At 52.9% G+C, this 23,320-nt stretch carries 20 protein-coding genes, 1 tRNA gene and 1 pseudogene; 12 read left to right on the forward strand and 10 right to left on the reverse strand.

All coding sequences use genetic code 11. The annotated features are described in order from the left end of the window. From PsAD46_RS20510 to PsAD46_RS20530, 8 genes and pseudogenes are all read right to left on the reverse strand, one after another. A pseudogene (locus tag PsAD46_RS20510) lies at positions 1-315 on the reverse strand (IS110 family transposase); the annotation flags it as partial. Between the two features lie 241 nt (positions 316-556). Further along, on the reverse strand, positions 557-1,564 hold the full coding sequence (locus tag PsAD46_RS20515) for a restriction endonuclease (RefSeq protein WP_193776980.1): 1,008 nt from the start codon (positions 1,562-1,564) through the stop codon (positions 557-559). Between the two features lie 22 nt (positions 1,565-1,586). Beyond that, positions 1,587-3,272, reverse strand: a complete 1,686-nt coding sequence (locus tag PsAD46_RS28670) for a DNA methyltransferase (protein WP_206599636.1) — start codon at positions 3,270-3,272, stop codon at positions 1,587-1,589. 59 nt (positions 3,273-3,331) lie between these two features. Continuing rightward, the gene (locus tag PsAD46_RS28835) at positions 3,332-3,541 is read right to left on the reverse strand and encodes a DNA methyltransferase (protein ID WP_343229279.1); all 210 of its coding nucleotides are present in this window, start codon (positions 3,539-3,541) and stop codon (positions 3,332-3,334) included. A gap of 3 nt (positions 3,542-3,544) precedes the next feature. Next, a complete protein-coding gene (locus tag PsAD46_RS28675) occupies positions 3,545-3,964 on the reverse strand; it encodes a type IIL restriction-modification enzyme MmeI (RefSeq protein ID WP_206599637.1) in 420 nt (139 codons plus the stop codon). Then, positions 3,913-4,545 (reverse strand): type IIL restriction-modification enzyme MmeI, encoded by a 633-nt coding sequence (locus PsAD46_RS28680; protein WP_206599638.1) that lies wholly within the window; start codon positions 4,543-4,545, stop codon positions 3,913-3,915. The genes PsAD46_RS28675 and PsAD46_RS28680 overlap by 52 nt, the downstream gene beginning before the upstream one ends. Positions 4,546-5,094: 549 nt before the next feature. Continuing rightward, on the reverse strand, positions 5,095-6,396 hold the full coding sequence (locus PsAD46_RS20525) for a tyrosine-type recombinase/integrase (protein ID WP_084404502.1): 1,302 nt from the start codon (positions 6,394-6,396) through the stop codon (positions 5,095-5,097). Positions 6,397-6,540: 144 nt separating this feature from the next. Beyond that, positions 6,541-6,630: transfer RNA gene (locus PsAD46_RS20530), tRNA-Ser, on the reverse strand. A 210-nt stretch (positions 6,631-6,840) separates the two neighbouring features. Between PsAD46_RS20530 and PsAD46_RS20535 the strand changes: the two genes are divergently transcribed. From PsAD46_RS20535 to PsAD46_RS20550, 4 genes are read left to right on the forward strand one after another with little or no spacing between them, the layout of a single operon-like run. Continuing rightward, on the forward strand, positions 6,841-7,548 hold the full coding sequence (locus tag PsAD46_RS20535) for a CerR family C-terminal domain-containing protein (RefSeq protein WP_063307749.1): 708 nt from the start codon (positions 6,841-6,843) through the stop codon (positions 7,546-7,548). Continuing rightward, entirely contained in the window at positions 7,541-8,491 is a 951-nt protein-coding gene (locus tag PsAD46_RS20540; RefSeq protein WP_063307750.1) for an HlyD family efflux transporter periplasmic adaptor subunit, read from the forward strand. Before PsAD46_RS20535 ends, PsAD46_RS20540 begins: the two co-directional genes overlap by 8 nt. Beyond that, positions 8,488-9,405, forward strand: a complete 918-nt coding sequence (locus PsAD46_RS20545; protein WP_063307751.1) for an ABC transporter ATP-binding protein — start codon at positions 8,488-8,490, stop codon at positions 9,403-9,405. Before PsAD46_RS20540 ends, PsAD46_RS20545 begins: the two co-directional genes overlap by 4 nt. Beyond that, positions 9,402-10,532, forward strand: a complete 1,131-nt coding sequence (locus PsAD46_RS20550) for an ABC transporter permease (RefSeq protein ID WP_063307752.1) — start codon at positions 9,402-9,404, stop codon at positions 10,530-10,532. The genes PsAD46_RS20545 and PsAD46_RS20550 overlap by 4 nt, the downstream gene beginning before the upstream one ends. Before the next feature lie 53 nt (positions 10,533-10,585). Here the strand turns inward: PsAD46_RS20550 and PsAD46_RS20555 are convergent, their stop codons facing one another. Beyond that, positions 10,586-12,979, reverse strand: a complete 2,394-nt coding sequence (locus PsAD46_RS20555; RefSeq protein ID WP_063307753.1) for a PIG-L family deacetylase — start codon at positions 12,977-12,979, stop codon at positions 10,586-10,588. 9 nt (positions 12,980-12,988) lie between these two features. Continuing rightward, positions 12,989-14,188 carry an ROK family transcriptional regulator gene (locus tag PsAD46_RS20560; protein WP_208981952.1) on the reverse strand — a complete coding sequence of 400 codons (1,200 nt, stop codon included), beginning with the start codon at positions 14,186-14,188 and terminating at the stop codon, positions 12,989-12,991. A gap of 165 nt (positions 14,189-14,353) precedes the next feature. Between PsAD46_RS20560 and PsAD46_RS20565 the strand changes: the two genes are divergently transcribed. The 8 genes from PsAD46_RS20565 (at position 14,354) to PsAD46_RS20600 (ending at position 23,203) form a co-directional block, all read left to right on the forward strand. Further along, on the forward strand, positions 14,354-15,607 hold the full coding sequence (locus PsAD46_RS20565) for an extracellular solute-binding protein (protein WP_063307755.1): 1,254 nt from the start codon (positions 14,354-14,356) through the stop codon (positions 15,605-15,607). 223 nt (positions 15,608-15,830) lie between these two features. After that, on the forward strand, positions 15,831-16,724 hold the full coding sequence (locus PsAD46_RS20570; RefSeq protein WP_063289273.1) for a sugar ABC transporter permease: 894 nt from the start codon (positions 15,831-15,833) through the stop codon (positions 16,722-16,724). A 1-nt stretch (position 16,725) separates the two neighbouring features. Next, on the forward strand, positions 16,726-17,604 hold the full coding sequence (locus PsAD46_RS20575; RefSeq protein WP_063297634.1) for a carbohydrate ABC transporter permease: 879 nt from the start codon (positions 16,726-16,728) through the stop codon (positions 17,602-17,604). Then, positions 17,601-19,088 (forward strand): argininosuccinate lyase, encoded by a 1,488-nt coding sequence (gene argH / locus PsAD46_RS20580; protein WP_063305214.1) that lies wholly within the window; start codon positions 17,601-17,603, stop codon positions 19,086-19,088. The genes PsAD46_RS20575 and argH overlap by 4 nt, the downstream gene beginning before the upstream one ends. A gap of 4 nt (positions 19,089-19,092) precedes the next feature. Further along, positions 19,093-20,151 (forward strand): sn-glycerol-3-phosphate ABC transporter ATP-binding protein UgpC, encoded by a 1,059-nt coding sequence (ugpC, locus tag PsAD46_RS20585; RefSeq protein ID WP_063305215.1) that lies wholly within the window; start codon positions 19,093-19,095, stop codon positions 20,149-20,151. Further along, positions 20,148-21,005, forward strand: coding sequence for a sugar kinase (locus PsAD46_RS20590; protein ID WP_063307756.1), 858 nt, complete (start codon positions 20,148-20,150; stop codon positions 21,003-21,005). The genes ugpC and PsAD46_RS20590 overlap by 4 nt, the downstream gene beginning before the upstream one ends. A 353-nt stretch (positions 21,006-21,358) precedes the next feature. After that, positions 21,359-22,387, forward strand: coding sequence for a LacI family transcriptional regulator (locus tag PsAD46_RS20595; RefSeq protein ID WP_063307757.1), 1,029 nt, complete (start codon positions 21,359-21,361; stop codon positions 22,385-22,387). Positions 22,388-22,450: 63 nt separating this feature from the next. Continuing rightward, on the forward strand, positions 22,451-23,203 hold the full coding sequence (locus PsAD46_RS20600) for a basic amino acid ABC transporter substrate-binding protein (protein WP_063305217.1): 753 nt from the start codon (positions 22,451-22,453) through the stop codon (positions 23,201-23,203). The last annotated feature ends 117 nt before the right edge of the window (positions 23,204-23,320 follow it).

A 23,320-nucleotide genomic window follows, 5' to 3' on the forward strand; every position in this document is an offset into this window, starting at 1 on the left:
GGGCCGCAGCACGGCCTCGGCCACAGCTTCAGCATCGTTGTAATCGTTCTTCTGGCCTTTGACGAAAGGCTTGGTGTATTTGGCGGCGATGATACGGGGATCGAACCCCAGTTTGCGCAATGTTCGGCTAACAAAATGCGCACTCATGCACGCTTCCATGCCCACAATACAGCGCGGCAACTTCTCGAACGTCGCCACGAGGGACAAACGCCTGATCTTTTTCCGAAAAGCGTAGCTACCATCGTCATTGAACCCAACGATGTGCAATGTATCTTTGCCAATGTCGATGCCGACGGAAAGAAGTTCTGTGATCATGGGACTGCTCCGGTTTCATGAGAACAGGATCACTATAGAGCCTGCCCCTTAAGGGAGCAGGCGGTCCATCCCATTACCGGACCTTCGGACGTTTCCATCACGGGTTGAACAAGTTCATCCTAGCGGCTTTGGCAATCACTCTTATGAACGCGCAATTGTCACTTGATTGGTCTATACCCACCATGATTGATGGAGATATGAAGCACAGAACTGCAATTCAGCCTACGACTTATATTAGTCGCTATTCCTGCGTGAGGTCAGGCACAAAGATTTGCTTAAGAGGAACTAAAGCTCTGTATCGTGGAGCAAGATTCGCGTAGTTCTCAAACAAGATCGCTACGAGCTGTTCACCATTGATCAGCCGCAGCTTTGCTCGATTGCGCTCGAGCTCGACCGCACCACGAGCAAAAGAGCCTAGGTTTATGAATAGGCCATATTCTCCATCCCCAAGCGTCCCTAACAGTTGATCAACATCCGGCCTTGGGGTCTGGTTGGTTGTGCGCTTACATTGTACCTTTACAATAGGTGGCTGAAAGCCCAACGGGTCCATGTGGGCAATAACATCGACCCCGCCGTCACCTGATTTTGGCGTTACGCGGGCAGTATAACCCATGCATTCTAAAAGATGCGCAATGAACTCTTCGAACTGATGACCACTAAGCTCATTCATTAGCCGCTTTATTACAAAATCACTCGTGCTGGTCTCGGCCTGTATTGTAGCGGAAACAGTAGCGGTGTCGTCATCAGCAATATCATCTTGTGCATCCGCCTGAGCCGCTGCCGCGTCTGGCGTGGTTCCATCGCCCATGAGGTTTACTTTGCGTAGGAACTCGTTGGCGTGGCGACGCACCCTAAACATAGTCAGGAATGAACCGATTTCGTTTAGGGCAGTCTGGCTGAACTCGTCACGTGGAAAATGGCCTAACCATTCCACCTTTTGGTGTGTCGGGTATTCGTCATGATCATCGGATACGTAAACTGCCTTACCTCTAAAACGCCCGATGTTCACCATACGATCAAATTTGGACGGGTATACTACAATGTCGTCCGCTTTGATTTCATGCAAAAATTTATACATTGAACCTGCATCGACTGGAATAGCCCCGGTTTTCTTGTCTGGATAAGCTGCGACCAACGCCGTTTTGAAGGCTTCACGGCTAGCCCCTATTTTTGTTAAATCGCCCATAGCAGCCCAACCGATACCGACATAACCACCCTCAATAGGCCGGTCAGAGACATGTACACCCATGTGAACGCCCCAGACTGTGAGGTCACTTACCATTCTTCTTGCCCTTTGATTTCGCTTTGGCTTTTGCCACCTTGGTTTTAACGACTTTTGCAGCTTTAGCCTCCGCCTTGGCACGTGTTTGGTTCAGATCAAACAGTCGAGCCAGAATTTCATCCTCGGTCAACAAACCAGCACGCCAATCAGCGCCCCAACCATAAGCCTCTGCCACCGCCTCATCCAGTGCCTCATGCGCATGTTCTAACCATCTAGGACGTGCGTTGTAGAGATTGGTTAGGATGCGTTTCTTCAGCTCCTTGGCAGCAGCTTCATCTTTGGGCAGAATGCGGTCTGGATAACCGGGCACCACTTCCGGTATGCGATCCACCAGATCGTCCGGGTTAAGCCAGTTTTCACGGAGTTTATTCAAACTGGCAGCGGCAACGGCGATTTTAACTGCGCGCTGATCACCGGTATAATCTGCTGCGGGGATGTTTGGGGTCAAACCTTCTGGGAAAGGGAAGGTTTCGAACGTGGTGGAAGGGGTATAGCGAGGGTCGTTTCCCACACCAAGAAAAGTTCCCATACGCAACGACCATATCTCATGGAAACTAGAATGCAAAATGCCAAAGGAGGTATCGTCATCGCGGGCGATAGCTACGGTTGCGGAATCAGGATTTATTGAAGCGTCTACCCAGACAAATAAACGATGTTTTGATACTCTTGGCGAAATAATGTACTTGCTTAAACCAGATAGCCCAGCGCGTAAATCAATTCCTGTGCGACCCGGCCTCCACCAGTACGTACGACGCTTAGGGTCACGATTCTTGGCCCTTATTGGCTTGAGAACTTTACGGGCATATTCAAAAGGCGCTTCGAATAAGGAGGCTTCCCTCTCCTCAAAATCCATGAAATCAATAAGCCATCGGTCGGAAGGCCGTCTAGTCAAGTCCATACCGTTTCGCCAAGGTCGAATAATTTCAGCGTTAGATCTTCCATGTGGATTTCCTGACGCTGAAACCATTTCACGCGCGAGATCTCCTTGAACGTCAAGAGGGCCATCTTTCTGTCGACCAATAAAGCTTCTATTTCTGTTCTCTTCAAGTTCCAACGATTGGGTGATGTCAGTTTGCCCGCTGTGCGCCGTCAAGTCTGAATGAATTTTCTTTACGACAACCCCATCAAGTTTTGGCCTCGAACCGGCTGCGCAATCAAAACTAACAAGGGAAACTCTAACAGAAGCTCCATCAACGGTCCAAGTTTCATCGCTCCAAGCTTCGAAAATACGTCCGAGATCTACGATAGGCTTTAAAACGTCCCGGTTTACTCCTCCGCGAATAGAGTTTGTACATACGAAACCTGCTTTTTCTAGCTTCTGGGAGGACATCTGTTCCCACGCTTTTACAAACCAGTATGCGACAAGGTCTACTCCTCCTGGCGTACCCGCGTAAGCCTTTCGTAGAGTGAAGATGTATTCCTCACCAAGCTCAGAAATCATCTTCTTGTTGCCTAAAAACGGCGGATTCCCGATCACCACATCCGCCGTGGGCCATTCAGCCTTTGTGCCATCTGTGTTCAAAACTGCATCGCGGTTCTCTATCGTGTTGAGCGTCCTCAAAATTGGATTCTTAGCCGCTTCAAACCCGTTGCGGCGCATCCATTGGATTTCGCTAATCCAGACCGAAATACGCGCGAGCTCCGCTGCGTAACTGGATAGTTCAATCCCTAGCACACACTCTGGTCCTAACTGGGGAAAACTGCGTGGTAGGCCTAGAGCCTCCGCCTCCAGATTCACTCGTGTTCAATATTCTTCAGTTCCAGCAGGGAGATGTAGAGAAAGTTTCCCGACCCGCAGGCCGGATCGAGGGCACGAAATGCCTTGAGTCTTTCTAAAAAGCCTAGGTGCAGTTTCTCAGCCTTGCCCAGCGCACGAGTACGGGCTGCGAGTTCCTTACCACGTAGAAGCTTTTCCTTCGTTGCTTTTGGTGCCTTATCTATCAAATTCTAAATTTGAGCCTTTACTTCGGCCCATTCAGACAAAAGCGGTTCCACAATCACCGGCATGACGATCTGCATAATCTTGTCGCGATCAGTGTAGTGTGCGCCAAGTTGGCTGCGTTTGGCTGGATCTAACCCGCGTTCAAACAGTGTGCCCAGAATAGAAGGGTCAATATCAGACCAATCCAGTTTCGCTGCCGAAACTAGATCATCTAAATCATCGCGTTCCAGCGGCAAGACGTCATCACTGTCAAATAGCCCGCCGTTAAACCAGTCAACTTTTTCAAAGCCAACCAGTCCACCGGTCTTCATTGCCCCAAACAAGGATTTTGCATGAATGGCAAATGTATCAGGTTCGGGTAGAGCGGCTTTGATCATACGCTCAAACATCTTATTCGGCAGAAGGTCCACATCTTCTGCAAACATGCAAAACACAAGCGGTTGATGAAATGTGCGACCTCTTGGGGCGCATGGCCACGGCTACGCAGGCGTTGGGCCATGTCGGCAAACCTTTGGGCCGCCTCTTCAGTAACCAACTGCCGTGTCTTGGTTGGTTTCAGTTTCTCTGGATCAAGGAAAGCGTCACGTAATAGATCGCGATTTGCTGCGTCAGTTAGATCTTTTAGCTGGATCGTGTGGACAGTCTGGACAGTGTTAGTCCAGTTTGTGTGCAGCCGGATCACATTCATATCAGATACGATCAACAGCGGAGGGTTTTCCAGTGCGATAGCGTATTGCAATAACTGGTCAAATGCCTTGTCGAGGTTAGCACGCTTGCCTTTGTATTCCCAAGCAAAGCAATCCCTGCGCCAAACGTCAGCCCAGCCTTCGCCACCACTCGTCTTTGATGCACCTTTTTCGAAGGTAAACCAATCACCTTTAGGGTCTTCGGTAATTGGATCGTCAATTCCTAGGAGTTTACATAGGTCAATGAAATGTGATTGGGACGCTGTTCGCTCTTTAAGCTCAACATTGTTCCACTTTTTGATGAAATCAGCAGGCGTCATAGTTGTCCAATAGGCATTATACAATCAACTTTATAGGAACCTAGCTGGGATCGATCGATTTTTCTAGGCGAATGTACTGGGATGAGTTTGAAAAATATAAAGTAATGTCACAACAGTGCATCTGGAATAACTGAAAGCGCGATTCCACTAACCTTATAATTTTGCGACCAGTCATTTACTGAGATCAGCAAACCTGACAGATCTCCGCCTGATGTGGTGACTACAATTGATTTGTCAGAAGTTATAAGCTCACGCTTGGTAGACGTGCTCGAGTTCTGGATTAATGCCCGATACAGTCACTCAGCAACAAGCTAACCAAAATCGACTTATGGTTGAAGTTACGTACTAGCTAGACGTGGCTAGATATAAGTTGAATGGCAGCTCATGGTCAACTGGGAACTTCCCGATCATTGAGCCAATGTGGAATGCCCGTTTAAACCCTCCTAGAAGTGCTCCAATGTCCGGTTATTGTGCCAATTGTCTACACATGCCAGGATCTAAAGTCAGTTTTTCGCTGCCTACCAACCACATAATACCCTCACGACCAACTCACACAAACGCAAACCGGCTGATAGCCTCACGCTTTAGTTCCAGGCTGCCGCCCTCTCCGTATTTCGGCCTGTTATAGGCATGCCCCATCAGTTCCACCCGAAGCCTGTGATCAACGCCCGCTTCCAGCATGCTCTCCTCGAAAGAGTGGCGCAGTGAGTACGGAGTATGGCGTTCTGTTTCTTTCAGTTTGCGCTCAACCATTACCTTGTTGATCAAGGCACCCCAGCGATCCGCCTTCAGGTAGTAAGCCTGCACCCCGCCCATTGCCACAATCCGCTTTGCCGCATCAAGCGAGACGCCGACAAGCGGGACTTCTCGCTCTGACCATTTGGTCTTCAGCTTGCGCTTGATAGCCCCATCACTGTACTCCTCAACGCGGATGTGAGGAACTTCATGCTCAACAACAAAGTGCTCTAACTTCGCACCCAGCAACTCTGAAGGCCGAAGACCTGTGTTGATCAGGATCTTGAACACCAGCACGGCCTCCTCATTGGTCGCACCAAAGGCATCTGGAGCCAGCAGAACGGTCTTGATCCAATCGCGTGAGAATGACGGCCTGTGATCCTGCAAATCATTTTGTGCAAGTCTGAGCTGAAGAAACGGGTTGGCCAACTGCTCCCGCTTCAGATCTCGCCAGGTCGAAAAGATTTTGGAGAGATGCGTGAAATCCTTGTTCGCCGTGCTGGGCTTTTTACCCTCATCGACAACACGGTCCATCCACCACTCACGAAGCTTCAATCCGTCATCACGACTTAGCTCATGGACGTTTTTGTCACCTACAACGGTGATCAGGTTATTGATGGCCTTTTGTCTGGGGTTCTTCCATTTGCGGATTTGGTCGTCACTCTTTCCCAGGAGCAGATCTGGAGTGAGTTCCAGATACTCCTCATAGAGCCTGGACACCTTCAGGATCGGCTTATCCGCACCGCCTAACAATCCATCAGCAACAACAGAAACTGTTTTAGATTGCTCACCCTCAGGGATCACCTCAATACGATTGAGCAGGCCACCTAAAGGCTCTGCAACAACCTCCTCCAATGACAGGTAGGTATACCCCTGCACTTCTGCAAAATTGACTGCAGCTTCATAATGAACTTTTGCTCCCTCATGATCTTCTGCAAGCAAAGCCTCCCAGTACGCGACAAGCCTCTCCTCAATAATGAGAGACTTCTTTTGTGCTACATCAGCGCTTTCGGTTTTAAGGGAGAGCTGGATGCGTGAACGCGGATCGACAGACGCATATCTTTTAGGAACACGCTTCACAAAATAGTACATTCCACGACTGATCGTATGAGCCATATTCTACCCATCCTACATGCAGTGTTATGTAATTTGTTATGTAGAATGTTATGTAGCTCAGTCCGCCAGTGTCAAATCACTTTGCGCAACACGCTTTAACCTATTGATTAAGCGTATCTATTCGTATTTTCAAGAAAGGGAAGATGGCGGACACGGAGGGATTCGAACCCTCGAGACCCTTCCGGGCCTACTCCCTTAGCAGGGGAGCGCCTTCGACCACTCGGCCACGTGTCCATGAGCGGGTAGATACCACGAACCACCTGAAATTCAAGAGCAAGTAGCAACTGTAGCTGTGGAAATAGAAAATACCCTGTGTAGAAACTACAAAAGTCCCAATCTCACCCCCAATTTCCCATCAATACGAATTTCTGGATGCGCACTTTACAAAATTCTGAAACAGGCGTAGGTTTTCAATCAAACGATTGATTGAAAATAGGTGCCATCATGACAAACTCCCCCACCCCAAATGAACTGCGTGAAATTCTGGCATCTGACACCCCATCGGCCAAAACAAAACGCGACCTTATTGAATCTGCGCTCTACCACTTCGGTCATGAGGGATATGCCGGCACGTCCACGCGCTCTATCGCGCAAACAGCGAAGGCCAACATTGCTTCCATTGCCTATCACTTCGATGGCAAGGCCGGGTTGAAGCGGGCATGCATCAACTTCATTGCCATGTCGATTGGCGATGTGATGTCCGTTGTGCTGAACCGAAAGCTCTCTGACATGGAGCATCTGTCGCCTGAAGACGCACGCACTAAGATTCTGGAGATGATCGACCGCATGATCACCTTCACCCAAACAAACAAGCGCGCTGAACTGGTGATTGGTTTTATGCTCAAGGAGGTGTTGCACTCACCAGAGGAAGTGGACACACTGTACCACTTGATCTTTGAGCCGCTGATGGACCGTGTCACCGTGCTCTTCAGCCGCGCAACTGGCCAGCCTGTCGCCTCTGATGAACTGAAGCTCGCAATCTTCGCCATGATCGGCCAGTTGCTTTACATCCGTCTGGCCCGTCCGCTGGTGCTCAAGCGCATGGGCTGGCAAGACGTCGGCCCGGATGAGCTGGCACAGATCAAATCTATCCTCCATCGCTCAATCAACGCCCTGTTGGATGATCTGTCGAAAGGCTCGAGTCATGCTTAATGTCTGCGCCCTTCCTGTTGTGGCAAGCTGGCTTGCCTTTTGCGCACCAGAACAGAACCTGACGGCTGGCTATGTTGAAGGCGAGTACCTCAAGCTGGCGCCAGTGGAGCTCTCCGAAATTACTGATGTACAGGTAGAAGAAGGAGAACGGGTCAAGAAAGGCCAGCTCATTGCCATATTGGAATCCTCCGATGCCAATATGAAGCTGGCTGAAGCCAAGGCTCAACTGCAACAGACACTCGCCTCACTCAATGACCTCAAGCTTGGCAAGCGCCCTGAGGAGATCGATGTTCTGAAGGCTACCCTACGCTCAGCTCAGGCACAGGCCAAACATTCGCAAAACGTCTACGACAGATATCAGGGCCTTCTCGGGCGTAAAGTCATCTCTCAGGCACAGTTTGATGAAGCAGAGACCGCCCTGCTCGTTGCGCAAGCCCGCATAACAGAGCTGCAAGCCCAGCTCTCCGTTGCCAAACTGCCAGCACGTGAAGATCAGATCGCTGCCGCCGAGAGCCAATATGAGATGGCAAAGGCGAAAGTTGATCTGGCCGAGTGGTTGCTGGAGAAGCGAAAGATCTATGCACCTGAAGATGCCAAGGTCACAGACGTGTTCCTACACTCTGGTGAAATGGCAGGCCCAACAGCGCCAGTTGCCAGCCTGTTGCCCGTCAATTCCATCAAGCTTCATTTCTTCGTGCCCGAAGAGCAATACACCCAGCTGGAAGTTGGTACCCGGTTCAACGCCAGATGCTCCGGCTGCGCCACCCTGCAAGCCCTGCAGATCACCCACATTGCAGAAGGCCCGGAATTCACCCCACCAGTCATCTACTCTTTAGAAACACGCGAGAAGCTGGTTTATGAGGTGCAGGCAAAGCCAATCACGAAGCATTCTCCGCTGAGACCCGGTCAGATTTTTGACGTTGATCTGGACAGCTTGCAATGAACGCAATTGAAGTCAAAGGCCTGACCAAACGCTTTGGCGACAAGCTGGTCGTCAGCAATGTCTCGCTTAAAGTCAAACCGGGTGAGATTGTCGGCTTCCTTGGTCCCAATGGCTCGGGCAAAACCACCAGCATCCGGATGATGTGTGGGCTCCTGAAGCCAGACGAAGGCAACGGACAGGTGCTTGGGTACGATCTGATCAAGGACCGTCTGCTGATCAAAAGCCAGGTCGGCTACATGACGCAGAAATTCTCGTTCTACGAAGATCTGACCATCGAGGAAAACCTGAGCTTTGTCGCGCGGCTTTACAACCTCAAACCAGTGAAGCAGCACACAACCGCAACACTGGAAAAGCTCGGCCTGCTCTCCCGCCGCAACCAGTTGGCAGGCGAACTCTCTGGCGGATGGAAACAGCGCCTCGCTCTGGCGGCCTGTACAATGCACAAACCGAAGCTCCTGCTGTTGGATGAACCCACCGCAGGTGTAGACCCAAAGGCCCGTCGCGATTTTTGGGAGGAGATCCACCGCCTTGCAGCTGATGGCATGACTGTTCTTGTCTCCACCCACTACATGGACGAGGCCGAGCGCTGCCATCGCATCACCTACATCTCATATGGCGAACTTTTAGCCGACGGCTCCCTGCATGATGTCATCGCAGATGCAGGACTGTACACATACATACTCACCGGCCCCAACCTTGAACGTTTCATTCCTCGGCTTCAGAAAAACAAAGGCGTGCAGCAGGTCGCACCGTTCGGCAACTCATTGCACGTGACAGGAACAGACCTCCAGGCATTGAAACGCGCGCTCAAACCACTGGAGCAACACGAAGACATCCAGATAGAACAATCAGAAACCAATCTGGAGGATGTCTTCATCAAATTCATGAGTGACAGCACGGACAATATGCAATGAGCAGAGTATTCTCCCTTCAGCGGCTCTTTGCCATGCTCATCAAAGAGTTCATCCAGATGCGCCGCGACCGCATCACCTTCGCCATGATGCTCGGCATTCCCCTGCTTCAGCTCGTTCTGTTTGGCTACGCCATCAACAATGACCCGCGCGGCCTCCCCACGGCTCTGGTCTCAATGGCAAATGACCCATATTCCCGTGCCGCCGTCACAGCCCTTGAAAACTCTCAGTACTTCAAGTTCACTGATGTGAATGTCTCACCGTCAGAAGCCCGCAGCCTGCTCCGGCGTGGTAAAGTCACGTTTGTGGTGACGTTCCCAAGCAACTTCGCCAAGCAGGCAGAAGCGGGAACACCCAACGCGCTGATTGAAGCAGACGCCACAGACCCGGCAGCATCCGGCGCTGCGGTCGCCTCTGCCCCGGCAATCATCGAAAAAGCCGTTGCATCCATCAAACAAAAGAACCCAAGCCTGAAGCAGGATCTTTTGAAGTCCAGCACCATCATTCATCGCAAATACAATCCGGAAGGCATCACTCAGTACAACATCGTCCCCGGCCTGCTGGGCGTCATTCTTCAACTGACACTGGTGATGATGACAAGCATCGCACTGACGCGAGAAACAGAACGTGGCACCATGGAAAACCTTCTGGCCATGCCCGCATCTCCTTTTGAGATCATGTGCGGCAAAGTCCTGCCCTATCTGGGCGTGGGGGCGGTTCAGGTCGCCGTAGTGTTGAGTGCAGGCCGCCTGCTCTTCAACATCCCGTTTGAAGGCGGGCTGCTGCTACTCATCGGTGCCATACTGGTTTTTGTGCTGACATTGGTTCTGCTGGGTTACTTCATCTCAACAGTCGCCCGCACGCAAATGCAGGCCATGCAGATGACGTTCTTCTTCTTCCTGCCATCTCTACTGCTCTCCGGCTTCATGTTCCCCTTCGCGGGCATGCCGGAATGGGCGCAAATGCTGGGCGAGATCTTCCCGCTCACTCATTTCCTGCGCGTTGTTCGCGCGATCTTGCTGAAGGGCGCGGAATGGAGCGAGGTATCTGCAAGCGTTTACACCCTCTTCCTGTTCGTCGGCCTGCTCCTGATGCTGGCCTTGAAGAGGTTCAAGCGGACACTGGACTAGTAACTGCCCGCAAGAAAAGAGGCGCCGTTTTCGCGGCGCCTCTTTCAACTCTTTTAGCTGGCCTCAAAGGCCTCAGCGCTTTGAGAGACACTCGCCTCTTTAGCTCCACTCGAGACGAGATTGGCCATCAGACGGAAAGCCCCCTGCACCAACTTCTCCATTTGGTGATGCAGGATAAGCGAGGTGTGAATGTGTTGCCCCTGCCCAAAGTCACCTGCAAGCAAAATGCCTTGGTGAGGTGCTTCATCAGGGTCCGCCATCTCCAGCAGCGGTTCATAGGCAACATCCCAGCTCTTCGCAAAATAGAGCCCGCGCTCCTTGTGCCAGTTCGCCCAATCGCTCTTGCCAATCTCGTTAGGCTGGTTGAGCAAAACATGCTGCGAGTTCAGATAACGCACCTCGGCGTTCTCATCCGTCACCCGCCAACGCAGGCTCGGTGATCCAATCTCAACTGGCTGAAGCGGAAGCTTTTCTGCATCCCAGCGATCCCATGGACGGTGATAGAGTGTAATCAGGCGCCCGCCTGCTTTCACCCACGCATGAATATCCTCAATCACATCATGCAGGTCCTGTCGGCTACGGAAAGCAAAGATGCCGACGACAAGGCAATCCAGCCCTTGCAGCCGCTTGGCACTCAACTCACCAACAGGCAAATCGATCAGTTCAACGCCAATGTCACCAAGCCATTTGGCAACACGGTCATTACCGCTCCCAACATAACCAACACGCTTTGCGTCAAGACGCGCCTCAACCACACAGATCCGAACCGTCGCCGGAGTAACCCGAACACGCTGGCTCACATGCGGATAAGACACAACATGAACGGTGTAAGCCTGCTCGCCCCCCTGCAGGATCGGTAACTCATAAAGCCCATTGGCAACATCATCCGGCAGAGCAATCTGGAAAACACCATCATCAAACTGTGCCGTCCATCCTTCTGGCACATCAAGGCTCAAGCCCTCGGCATTCCCACCCACCGGAATGCTCAAGGACCGGTTTTCCAGCGTGTTGTTGAGCACGAAGCCCGTGTCATCCAATGTAACCACATGAGAAGGAAGCACAATTGGCTCCACCTCAAACGGCAGCCGCGTTTCAACCGCCACACCATGAGAAGTAAACTGAAGCTTTGCACAGGGCGCCTGAACCGCATCAGGACGGTAAACAGCAGGGTACGGATCACTGGTGTCAGCCTCACCCCCAACTTGGACACAGGCGTCTTGCTGCACCCAGCCCTTCGGCAAATCCAGCTCAAAACTCACGGCCTCACGATTGCATTCAAACGCAACCTCAGCGCTCTCACCACGCTTCAGCTGGTCTTGAGACAACCGCACAGAGGCAACAATGCCCTCTGCCAGCTCAAGCACCTTTGCAAGCTGCAACTCCTTGCGCTCCAAACGGTGCAGAACTTCATCACGGGCTGCCTCAGGGCAGTCATCCATCGCCTTCCGCAACAACTTCAGTGCCAGCGCCGAAGCCGCGCCAATCATCGCACGGTTCGGGAAGGCCTCAATCGCATCCAGACAATGATCATGCGCCTTGTCCAGCAACGCTGAAAGCACCGGAGCTCCTGCAAACGCAGCAAGCTCGGAAAGGTCTTTCGGAAGATTATCGGATAAAGACAGCTCGTCTGTTCCAACCGTGCTTTCCGCCAGATGCAGCGGCCAGACATTGCTTTTGTCGTAAGCCTGCCAGCGCCCCATACCTTGTGTTTTATGGAATGCACGGGACTGCTCCCCAATCTGCGCCCAGCTCCAGCCGGTGACTTCCTCTTCACCGTTGCCATCAAACTCCAGCGTCGCAGGTGGTGGTGGAACCTCATCATCATACGCCCCGCCCGCACCAGACCATGCTGGCAGGTAGAGCTTCTTGACGGTCCAGCACGGCAGATCAACATCAGGAAACTCAGGATTAGCCGCCGCTTTCATCACCTCAAATGCAGCCTGTGTCATGGCGCGGTGGTGACCATGCTGGCCGGGAATATTCAGGAAAGTCGGGCTGATGATGTCTGGCCGCTCTTGCCGGATGATTTCAACAAACCGCTTCAGCGTGCGTTGATGCCCCCACTTGCTAAGTGTCTCAACACCGCTCTTTGAAAACCCGAAGTCAAAAACACTGTCCTCAGCATTTTCCGAGAGCCAGTACATGCGCATGTTCAGCACATCACAGGCTTTTTCCATTTCAGCGGTGCGCAATACACCAAGGTTCTCGGTCGCCTCGGTGCCAATATCATTTTGCCCGCCCTCACCGCGATTGGCGCAGGCATAAGACAAGGCAATGCCATCGCGAAGACCAATAGCTGCCAGCATCTCAGAAATCTCATCATCCGGATGAGCTCCCGTATTCATAAAGGAAACCGTTGACTTGAGTGGCTGCAGCGCCCGCCAAAGGTTCACCATCCGCACACTTTGTTTGTGCTCAGTAATACGTTCTTGTTCTGAAAGTGGCATCGTGTCCCCTCAGGCTACCTTCGAAATACTTGGAATATAGGTGTCGTGTATAATCAGCGCTGCCGCTCCAAGAGCCGCAGTCATCCAACCAGACGCGCCACGCACCACACGCGGCAAAGTCCGGTCAGCGCGAACTGAAACCGTCGCATCAATCAGGTTCAGTTGAGCAATCAACCGCTCAAGCAGCTCCGGCGGCATGGCGCCACCCAGAATAACGGCCTCCGGATCAAACAGGTTCTCAAGCGTTCCAATGGCCTGCGCCAATGGGTCAGCCGCTTCACAGATCCACTCATCCAGATCAGGATCATTCACGGCCAGCAGATCAGAAAGGTCCTTCTGGCTCTCGGCCGACTTGCCGCGCTTTTGCAAAAACTCACTGGCCGCCATACGGCTGGTGTAGGTTTCAAGGCACCCACGATTGCCGCAGGAGCAAAGCCGCCCGCCCCGCTCCACAACAACGTGCCCCAGCTCACCCGCGTTGCCAAACGCACCGCGCAGGATCTCGCCATTGGAGATCACCCCAAGCCCCAGACCTGTACCAAAATAAACAAAACAGAAGGATTGCAGATCCGTAGCAGAGCCAGTTGTCTGCTCTGCAATCGCCGCCGCCGTCGCATCATTTTCCACGCGCACAGGCACCTGAAGCACATCTTCAAACAGCACCCGCGGATCTTTATCGTCCCAGCCAACCAGCTCGGCCTTCCCCGCTCCGGTCAATCCCACACGGCCAAACGGACCTGGCATAACGATTCCCGCACCCAAAACAGGTGGTGCGTTCTTGCCAATGGATGAAAGAGCCTCATCGCAGGCCGCCTTAACGGTTGGCAAAACCACAGCAGGCTCACTGCTCTCGATATGTATGCGCTTGGTGTAAAGCGTATCGCCAAGAAAATTCACCAGTGCGCATAAGATCGCGTTGGGGCGAACCTCCACCCCCAGCGCAACAGCGCCCGCCGGATTTAAAGTGTATTGCACCGCGGGCAAACCACGCCCTTTTGTTTGCCGCTCACCCGCAAGAATCAGAGCCTCGCTCTCCAATTCAGCTATGATGTTACTCATTGCCTGTGTGGACAAACCGGTCAGGCGCGCAAGTTCTGCTCGCCCCAGTTTGCCATGAGAACGTAAGTGCCCGAGAACGACTTTCCTATTGTGAAGTCGAGTTCTTTCGGCGTTGGAGCCAATGATTTTAAGTGGTGTTTTTCGATGCATATCTATCCATTAAATCAAAACACTTGAATACTCAACTCAATTGAATTAAATCTGTTCAGCATTGTGAAATATTAAGAGAAGAACATTTCTTTTCGCAATTTATCAAAAGAAGCCGGGGCGAGGAATAGAGGGCAGCTCCGACTTTAGGACTTAGGAGAGGGTCTTATGAAGCAGTTGAAAAAGTGGATGCTGGGGGCAACCACCGCGGCTTGCGCAATGTATGCAGCAGGCAGCGCACAAGCAGTTGAAATTGAGTACTGGCAATATTTCTTTGAGCCACGTGTGAAAGCAATGGAAACCCTGATCGAAAACTTCGAGAAGGCAAACCCGGACATCACCGTGAAAATGACCCACTTCCCGTATGCGGATTACCGCACGAAAGTGGCAGCAGCGATCCCTGCAGGTCAGGGCCCGGATGTGGTACAGCTGTTTTACGGCTGGTTGAACGACTACGTAAACGCAAAACTCATTCAGCCACTTCCAAACGACGTTTTCCCGCCAGCTGAAATTGAGGCTGAGTTCTTCCCAATGGTTCAGGCCATGAAGCGCGGCGATCAGTACATGGCCCTGCCAACCGCAGTGCGCTCACTGGCTCTGTTCTACAACAAGCGTCTGTTCGACAAAGCTGGCATCGACGGCCCGCCAAAGACACTGGACGAACTGGTTGAAACCGCAAAGAAACTCACCCAGAAAGACGGCGCAGGCAACCTGTCCACCGTGGGCATCACCACAGGCATGAACGCACAGGATCACCACTGGTTCCGCGAAGTGCTCATCCGCCAGTTCGGTGGTGATCCTTACATGGATAACTATAAAAAAGTGAACTACGACACAGACGCCGGTAAAGCCGCTCTGAAGTATTACTCCGATCTTGAGTTCACCCACAAAGTGACCGCAGCAGGCTTCATGGATGAGCCGCAGGCCGCCTTTAAAGCAGGCCGCGCAGGCATGCACATCGACGGCTCCTTCCGCATCGGCGCACTCAACAAAGTGCGCGGTCTCAAATGGGGCGTTGCAGAACTGCCAGCCGCTGTTGATGGCACTCAGTCCAACTACTCGTCTTACTGGGTGAACGGCATCACGTCCAAAGCCACCGATGAGAAGTACGACGCAGCCGTCAAGTTCATGAAATACGTCACCTCCGATGAGGCCATGCAAGTCTGGCTCGACACCGTTGGCGAACTTCCTGCAAAACCATCTGCAGCGATGACAGAAGCCAATGCCAACCACGAAGTTTACGGCCCATTCATCAAAGGCCTTGGCTATGCGAAGACAACAATCTTCGCCAACGAAAGTGGTCAACGTCAGGCTCTGATGGACATGGTTGGACGTATGCGTCTTCAAGATCAGTCTGTAGACGATTCCCTTGCTCAGGCAGCAGACGAAGAGCAGAAAATACTCGACGACTACTATAACTAAGCATCAATCGACAGCGTATCTCCGGAAAGCGGAAGCCGGTTTTCGAAGATACGCAAAACATGGTGTGGGGGCTCCACCTTGCCCCCACACCATCAAGACAGCATGTAGGGCAAAGGCTCCTTTAGCAGAGCCATAAAACACCTTAAAACAAATAGTTAAAGCAGTCTCATGACTCATATTCTGAGCGAACTGCTGCAATTCCGGCTATAACCAGGGGGCGGTTTTGGGGATTTATAAGAGGCTCTCGATCTCGCAAAAGCAGATCGTCTGGGCGTGGGGGCTACTTGCCATCCCAATCGTTTTTTATGTAGTCGTGCGCTTCTATCCAACAGCGAACGCTATTCTGCTCTCTTTTCAGGAATGGAACCTGCTCGGCTCCCGCAATTGGACCGGGTTCGACAATTATGTAAAGCTGTTCAGTGATCCTACATTCTGGAAAGTGTTCGGCAACACCTTCCTCTATTTGATTTTGGGAACACCAAGCTCTCTGCTCCTTGCCTTCGTGATCGCGTTCCATCTCGACAAACTGCGCTTCATGCATGGCACGATCCGGGCATTGTACTTCCTGCCATTCATGACCAGCGCGGTCGCAATGGCGTGGGTCTGGCGCTGGTTCTACCAGCCGGTTCCAATCGGCGTCTTCAACAACACGCTGGCCACTTTCGGTATCCCGCAAATCCCGTTCCTGAACTCAACCACCTTTGCACTGCCATCCATTCTGGCACCGGCCATCTGGGCAGGGCTGGGCTTTCAGGTCATCATCTTCATGGCTGGTCTGCGCGCTATTCCGCAAACCTATTATGAGGCAGCCCGCATTGATGGCATCTCTGCGTGGGAAACGCTGACCGAGATCACCATTCCGCTTCTCAAGCCAACCATCGTCTTTCTGGTTGTCTTTTCCTCCATTGGCTTCCTGCGCATCTTCGATCAGGTCTTCAACATGACCACGAATGATCCCGGCGGCCCGCTCAACTCCACCAAGCCGTTGGTTCTGATGATCTATGACACGGCCTTCAACTCTTTTGACATGGGGTACGCGGCAGCACAAACAGTTGTTCTGTTCACCGTTTTGCTTGTCGTCAGCCTGCTGCAATTGCGCGTCATGAGGGATAAGTAATATGGCTTTCTCAGATACTCTGGACACAAGCAAAAAGGCCACGGCCCTGCGCAATTCTGCCCGCAGAAAACGCAGTCAGGCGCAGTTCATCCGTTGGCTCCTGCTGTTTGCAGGTGGCATCGCCATGATCATGCCAATCGTCTTCATGCTGTCCACCTCCTTCAAATACCCGTTTGAGGTCTACAACCTGAACCTCATCCCGGAAGAACCAACAATCGAGAACTACACCTACGTTCTTGAAGACGGGCGCTTCTTCGGCTGGTTCACCAACTCTTTGTTCATCGCAACCATCACAACCATCTGTAACGTGCTGTTTGACAGCCTCGTCGGTTACGTCCTGTGCAAGTACACCTTCCCGGGCCGTTACATCATCTTCATCGCCATCCTGTCGACCCTGATGATCCCGACTGAAATGCTGGTTATTCCGTGGTACCTGATGAGCTCTGCGTTCGGTTGGCTCGATACCTACTGGGGCATCATGTTCCCCGGTCTCATGACAGCCTTTGGCACCTTCCTCATGAAGCAGTTCTTTGAAACTGTACCAGACGACTTCCTGGAAGCCGCGCGCATTGATGGCCTCAACGAACTGCAGATCTGGTGGACCGTGGCCATGCCGCTGGTGCGCCCTGCTCTGGCAGCGCTGGCAATCTTCGTCTTCCTTGGCAACTGGACAGCCTTCATCTGGCCGCTCATCGTCACCAACAGTCAGGAAATGTACACCCTGCCCGTTGGCCTCACCACCTTCTCCGTAGAAGCGCAGGTGGAGTGGGAACTGATCATGACGGGCGCAGCAATTTCAACCATCCCGACCCTGATCGTATTCCTGGTGTTCCAGCGCTACATCATTCGCGGCGTAGTAATGGCAGGGCTTAAAGGATGATCGACAGCTCCAAGTTCCCCCATCCTGTCTACAAAGACACAGTGCTTGCACCGCTTTTTGAAGGCGTAAAAGCACACCATGTCGCCTCAATCACCCAGATCAATCAGGCCCATCTGGTGATGCTGTGCGAGACTGGCATTGTCTCAGTTGAAACCGGCAAGCAAATCGCCAAGGCACTCCTTGAGATCGAGAAGGATCTGGCAGACGCTGATCCGGAATACACGGGCGAATACGAGGACTACTTCTTCCTCGTTGAAGCTGAGCTAAAAAAACGGCTCGGCCCTGACATCGCTGGCATGCTGCACACAGCGCGCTCGCGCAATGACATGGACCACACCGTCTTCAAGCTGGCCCTGGCAAAACGCTGTGATGCCCTCACCCAGCAGGCTCTGCATCTGTGTGATGTGCTCATCAAGAAAGCTGAGATCGAGAAAGAAACGCTGATTGTTGCCTACACCCACGGGCAACCGGCACAACCATCCACCTTTGGCCATTACCTGTCCGCCGCACTGGAAGTGCTACTGCGTGATCTGGAACGGCTGAATCTGGCACGAGCCGGCATTGACCACTGCCCAATGGGCGCAGCAGCCATCACCACCTCCGGCTTCCCGATCAACAGGGAGCGTATGGCGCAGCTGCTTGGCTTCAGCGAACCGCTGCTCAACTCCTATGGCTGTATCGCCTCAGTAGATTACGTGACTGGCCTGTACTCGGCCATGAAGCTCATGTTCCTACATCTGGGCCGCGTCATTCAGGACATGCAATTCTGGAGCGCGTTCGAAGTTGGACAGCTCTACGTGCCAAACAGCCTGGTGCAGATCTCTTCTATCATGCCACAAAAGCGCAATCCGGTGCCAATTGAGCACCTGCGCCATCTGGCATCAATCACCGTTGGCCGCTGCGATGCAATCGTCGGCACCATGCACAACACCCCGTTCACCGATATGAACGACAGTGAGGGTGAAGTGCAGCAGGCAGGGTATGCGGCCTTTGAAAGCGGCAGCCGCGTGCTGGATCTTTTTGCAGCACTCATCGCAGCAAGCTCAATCAACGAAGCGCGCGTTGCAAAGAACACGGACGCCTCCTGCATCACCATCACAGAGCTGGCAGATACGCTGGTGCGTGAAGAAGGTCTTTCCTTCCGTCAGGCCCATGAGATTGCAGCAGACACAGCCAAAGCAGTGATAGCAGAGCAAAGACCACTCCGTGACGGCTTTGACCCATTTGGCAAGGCCTTTGAGGCACACGCCCAAAAGATATCCAGCATGAGCGAAGACCAGTTCATGCATGCTGTCAGTGCCGAAAACTTCGTTGCAATTCGCACCCGCCCCGGCGGGCCTGCTCCAAGTGCATTGGATGCTGCTTTGGAAACTTACAAGCAGTCCGCCAAAGCCTTGAGAGCCAAAAACAAATCATTTGCAGATCAAAGCGTGCAGGCCACTTTAGTGCGCAGCGCTGCTTTTGCAAAACTAGTGCAGGAGTGATCGATTGACCACCGTATCCCTAAACAATCTCGTTAAGTCCTACGGGGACACTCAGGTCCTGCATGGCATCAATCTGGACATCCAGTCCGGTGAGTTCGTTGTTCTGGTTGGCCCGTCCGGCTGCGGCAAGTCCACCACCCTGCGCATGATCGCAGGGTTGGAGGAAATTTCCGCAGGCGACATCCGCATCGGCGGCGATGTGGTCAACGACATGGAGCCCAAAGAGCGCAACATCGCCATGGTCTTCCAGAACTATGCGATCTACCCTCATATGACGGTGCGCAAAAACATCGGCTTTGGACTGCGCACTTCCAAGCTCTCCAAGGACGAGAAAGACGCGCGCATCGATGAAGTCTCCGGTATTCTGGAACTGACAGACCTGCTCGACAGAAAGCCGAACCAGCTTTCCGGCGGTCAGCGCCAGCGCGTCGCCATTGGGCGCGCCATGGTGCGTGATCCAGCTGCCTTCCTGTTTGACGAACCTCTGTCTAATCTGGACGCGCAGCTGCGCACTCAGATGCGACTGGAGATCAAAAAGCTCCACCAGCGCGTTGGCAACACCATCATCTTCGTGACCCACGATCAGGTCGAGGCCATGACAATGGCAGACCGTATCGTGATCATGAAAGACGGTCACATCCAGCAGGTCGGCACACCGTTCGAAGTGTTCTACGAGCCAGCAAACATCTTTGTGGCTCAGTTCATCGGCGCCCCTTCCATGAACATGCTGATTGGCATTGTGAAGGGAGAAGCGATCGCTCTGGACAATGGCACCTCAGTTCAGGTGCCAACCACCAAGCTCAGTGAAAATCAGCAGGTCGCCGTTGGTCTGCGCCCGGATGCCCTGCTGGTTCAGGAAGGCGAAGGCCTCTTTTCCGGCGAAGTGTCCGTGATCGAACCACTCGGCACAGACACCCTCGCCTACGTTAAAGTGGGCGAAAAGGAAGTCATCGCCAAAGCCTCTGGCAGAACACCGCCTGCCGTTGGCGACACAGTCAACCTGCATGCAGCACCTGAAGCCATTCACTTGTTTGATGCGCACACCGGGGAGGCCATCCGGTGATCTCAAAACAAACCGATGGGGCAATCGTCTGTGCGGGACGGGTTTATTGCGACCTCATCTTTACTGGGCTCACCGAACTGCCAAGACTAGGCGAAGAAACCTACGCCGAAGAACTGGCAGTTGAACCCGGAGGCGGCGGCTTCATCACCGCTGCCAACCTTTCCGCATTGGGCCACAAAACGACCCTTCTGGCATCCATGCCCGGCGGCCCGTTTGGCTCTGCGATTTTAGACAAGATGCAGCGCAGCGGCGTTGACCTGAGCCTGTCGCCATTCAACACCGCAAACGGTGCTCAGGTAACAGCCGTCATCGGTTGTCAGGAAGACCGCGCCTTCCTGACAAAGCGCAACGGTACCGCAGTCCCAAGAGACATGCTGGACGCGTTCAGCACATCAAAAGCCAGACACCTGCACATCGGTGAACTGGCAACACTGCAGGAACTTCCGGAACTGCTGGAGATCGCCAAGGCCGCAGGCATGACGGTTTCTCTGGATTGCTCATGGGATCAGAACTGCCTCCTCAATGGAGAGGTTCAGGACCTCATCGCACAGGTGGACCTGTTCCTGCCGAACGAGATGGAAGCAGAGCATCTTGGCTACTTGAAAGAGCCAGCCAACTGCCCGACGCTCACAGTTGTAAAAAAAGGCAAGGCAGGTGCAACCGCCATCACTAAGGACGGCGAGATCACTGTTGCCGCAGACCCCGTCCCTGTTGTCGACACAACTGGTGCCGGAGATGCCTTCAACGCTGGTTTTCTGAGTTCATGGCTCCGCGGAGCAGACATCGAGACTTGCCTGCAAGATGGCAACAAGTGCGGCGCAGCAGCCGTCATGCGCGTCGGCGGCGCACCTTAAATCAAACAAAAAGGGTCACACACGCTGTGGCCCTTATCCCCCTTAGCTCCCCCTTTTATCCCAGCTTTCATCATCCCTCAGCGTCACTTGCAGTCGCAGCACATATGCGCGCCTCAATGAAATACCGATGAACGCATCCTCCTGCCCTTTCAGCGCAAATTTTACATAGCAACGCACATTGCAACGCAAAAATTAAAACGTATTTCCTATATATCTATATAATCGCGCACTTCTCTTAAAAGTCTATATTTTCAGTCATTCTTGACAGATCAAAATTTTGATTCCTAAAATACAAACGTTTCAATTATTGCTTTTCCGAGTCTGGAAGAGCCCAATCTGTCGGATTTCATTTCGTGGCACGCGCAACAATCAAAACCATCGCTCAAAAAGCAGAACTGTCGGTTGGTACCGTCTCAAGAGCATTGAAGGATTGCTCTTCAGTCAAGGACAAGACCAAACAGCGCGTTCGCCAGATCGCCGAGGAAATCGGCTACGTCCGCAACCTCGACGGCCTCCGCCTACGCACCGGTCGCACCTACTCTGTCGCCGTCGTCATGACCACACCAACCACTGGCAGCCATGAGTGGGAAGGCGTTGAATACACCAATATTCTCAATGGCATAATGGGCGCCCTGCGCGGCACCATGTACCGAGCGGCGATCTATCCGGTTGATGATTTTGCCAGCAGTTTTCAGGAAATCCGCAACATCGTAGAACAGCATCTGGCCGACGGCATCATCATTTCAGGCACCCGCCCCGATGACGCCCGCATCAGCTATATGCTGGAAAAGGATTTTCCCTTCGTCACATACGGCATGAGTGAGCACTTCACTCCCTACTCCTATGTGGATGCGAACTCGCAGGAAATGTCCCAAAAAGCCACCACCCGCCTCATCCAGCTCGGCCACACCAACATCGTCTCCATCAACCCGCCAGACGAGCTGATGTATTCCAAACAACGCCAACGCGGCTACATCCGCGCCCTGCAAGACGCGGGGATAGACGTCCAAACTGAATTCATCGCAACAGGTCCGCTCACACCCGAGTTCGGCAAGGCGACCGTTAAAGCCCTGTACAATCACGACAAAAACCCAACAGCCTACATTTGCGCAAACGAAGCCAGCGCACTCGGCGTGCTCTCCGCCTTTTACGAACTGGGCATAAAGTTCGGCAAGGATGCGATTGTGAACGCCACCGACGACATCAATGTCAGTGCATACTTCACCCCACCAATCACGACATATTTCCTGCCCATTGAAGAAACCAGCAAGGCTCTCGGCGAGTTCATCATTCGCCGCATAGAGGGAGAGCCGGCACAAGACCTCCAAAGAATGGTCATGCCACAACTGATCGAACGGCAGGACGACCGCCTGAAACCTTAGGCTTCAGACGCACACGGCCCAGCGCTCTGGCTGAGCCAAGCAAAATTATGAGGAGAGCATAATATGTTACGTGAAATTATTGCCGCATCTGTTCTTGGCACCATGGTGATCGTGAGCGCACAAGCCGCTGATCTGGAAGGGAAAGTTCTCAAAGTTGGCTCCGATACCACCTACCCGCCAATGGAAACCGTTGATGAGAGAACCGGTGAAATCGTTGGCTTTGACGTAGACATCATGGACGCCATCTGCGCGAAAATTAACTGCAAGGCCGAGTTCGTAACAACCGCCTGGGACGGCATCTTCGCCGCACTTGTCCAAGGTGAGTTTGATGTCGTTGTCTCAGGCGTGTCCATCACCGATGAGCGCAAGAAAACCATGGACTTTTCAGAGCCCTACCTTGTCGTCAGCCAGGCTATCCTGCTGCGTGTAGAAGACGAAGGCACATCTCTTGAGGGGTTCCAGAGCGGCGGCAAAACACTGGCCGCCCAGACCGGAACCACCAACGCTCAACTGGCCGAAAAACTCGTTACACGTGAGAACACACGCCTTTACGACACCTTCGCAGCCGCCATCCTCGCCCTTCAGAACGCTGACGTAGACGGCGTGATCATCGACGGCACCTCCGCCCATGCCTACGAGCAGGAGTTTGCTGGCGAACTGACAGCCGCGATCAAAGGACTGGAATCTGACCCGCTCGGCATCGTCTTCCAAAAAGGCTCACCAATGGTCGACGCCTTCAACGAAGGCCTTGAGCAAATCAAAGCAGACGGCACATGGGATGCCCTCACTGCCAAATACTGGGGTGTTGAGAACTAATCTCTTTTAGGCACCATGCCTAAACCTCCGGGCGGGACTGTTCAAAGTGAGCAGCCCGCTCTCCCAATATTTTGAAGCGATCCACGGAACGCATCAAGTCATTGATGTGAGTGGAGG

The sequence above is a fragment of the Pseudovibrio sp. Ad46 genome (assembly GCF_001623065.1).
In the GTDB taxonomy this organism is placed as follows: Bacteria; Pseudomonadota; Alphaproteobacteria; order Rhizobiales; family Stappiaceae; genus Pseudovibrio.